Consider the following 1499-nt stretch of genomic DNA (forward strand, 5'->3'; position numbering starts at 1 on the left):
CTTCCTGTGCGGGAACCTGAAGCTTGATATAGGCTTCGATCTTCTTGGCCATGATATACCTCTTTGTTTGGGTGCGAACGTCCGGGACTTTCACCCGGACTCCCCTTGTTTAGATGCCGGAAAAGGGATATCCCAGACCGGCTTCACTTTTGCTTCGCGCCGCACGTCCTGTGCGGGACTAATAAACGCGCCTAAGCACGTTGCCGCCGGCATCACTGCCGGCTGTAAATCTCTATTGTCAGCCTTTCTCCACCTGGCCGAACTCCAGTTCGACAGGTGTGGAACGGCCGAATATGGACACAGACACCTTCAGGCGGCTCTTGTCGTAATCCACTTCTTCGACGACGCCGTTGAAGTCATTGAACGGACCGTCGGTGACACGCACCACTTCACCCGGCTCGAAGAGCACCTTGGGACGCGGCTTCTCCGCGCCTTCCTGAACACGCTGCAGAATGGCATCCGCCTCCTTCTGGGTGATCGGCGCAGGCTTGTCTTCCGTGCCACCGATGAAACCCAGAACATGGGGCGTATCCTTGACCAGATGCCAAGTTTCGTCCGTCAGTTCCATGTTCACCAGCACATAACCGGGAAAGAACTTTCGCTCGCTGCGGCGCTGCTGTCCGCCACGCATCTCCACGACTTCTTCCGTAGGCACAAGGATCTCACCAAAGAATTCCTGCATGCCAAACCGTTCGATCCGCTCTTCCAGCGAAGCCTTTACCTTGGCTTCATAACCTGAAAAGGCATGCACCACATACCAGCGCTTACCCATGCTCAGCCTCCCTGTCCGGTGAACCAGCGGACCAGCACAAACAGGATGGAATCAACACCCCACAGAAAAAGGGAAGTGATCAGCACGGCCACAAAAATAACCAGTGTGGTTTGCAGTGTTTCCTGCCGGGAGGGCCAGACCACCTTTCGCACTTCGGTTTGCGCCGAAGAGAAAAAGGACTTGATCCGTCTCCCCGGATCTGTCGCCAATGCGATGAAGACAGCCACACCAATGACCGCCAGCAATCCGAGCAACCGCACCCACAGGGGTTGCGCCTCGAACAGATAGAATCCGACGACACCAGCGACCAGCAAAACCACGGATAACAGCAGCTTGACTGTATCCATGGCGGAACCTTGTGTTTCAGTTTTTACGTTCATCCTGCCTACTTCAGCACTTTCACCCCGGTGTGTCAGCACCGGAACCAAAGCCCTGTGAAATGGCAGGCCAGGAGGGACTTGAACCCCCAACCTGCGGTTTTGGAGACCGCTGCTCTACCAATTGAGCTACTGGCCTAAAAAAATCCAAACTTCTTTTGACTTCAAAAGGCAACGGGTGCGACCGTAACACGGCCGCACCCCGCCACCCGATATGCGTCAGATCTGCTTACTCGATAATCTTGGAAACAACACCGGCGCCAACTGTACGTCCACCTTCACGGATGGCGAAGCGCAAGCCTTCTTCCATCGCGATCGGTGCAATCAGCTTCACCGTCATCTTCACGTTG

The 1499-nt window shown here is 55.2% G+C and carries 2 protein-coding genes, 1 tRNA gene and 1 pseudogene; all 4 read right to left on the reverse strand.

From position 1 onward, the window contains the following. Window positions 1-238: 238 nt before the first annotated feature. Window positions 239-772 carry a transcription termination/antitermination protein NusG gene (gene nusG, locus ACOCD2_RS19590; protein ID WP_293643715.1) on the reverse strand — a complete coding sequence of 178 codons (534 nt, stop codon included), beginning with the start codon at window positions 770-772 and terminating at the stop codon, window positions 239-241. 2 nt (window positions 773-774) lie between these two features. Next, entirely contained in the window at window positions 775-1152 is a 378-nt protein-coding gene (gene secE / locus ACOCD2_RS19595) for a preprotein translocase subunit SecE (protein WP_293643713.1), read from the reverse strand. Between the two features lie 60 nt (window positions 1153-1212). Next, window positions 1213-1288: transfer RNA gene (locus ACOCD2_RS19600), tRNA-Trp, on the reverse strand. A gap of 90 nt (window positions 1289-1378) precedes the next feature. Then, window positions 1379-1499 (reverse strand): annotated as a pseudogene (locus ACOCD2_RS19605) (elongation factor Tu); the annotation flags it as partial.

Source organism: Thiolapillus sp., from assembly GCF_048562965.1.
In the GTDB taxonomy this organism is placed as follows: Bacteria; Pseudomonadota; Gammaproteobacteria; order Chromatiales; family Chromatiaceae; genus Thiolapillus; species Thiolapillus brandeum_A.

Coding starts and splice junctions, on each gene's coding strand:
- nusG (WP_293643715.1), bottom strand. CDS start 772: ATGGGTAAGCGCTGGTATGTGGTGCATGCCTTTTCAGGTTATGAAGCC.
- secE (WP_293643713.1), bottom strand. CDS start 1,152: ATGAACGTAAAAACTGAAACACAAGGTTCCGCCATGGATACAGTCAAG.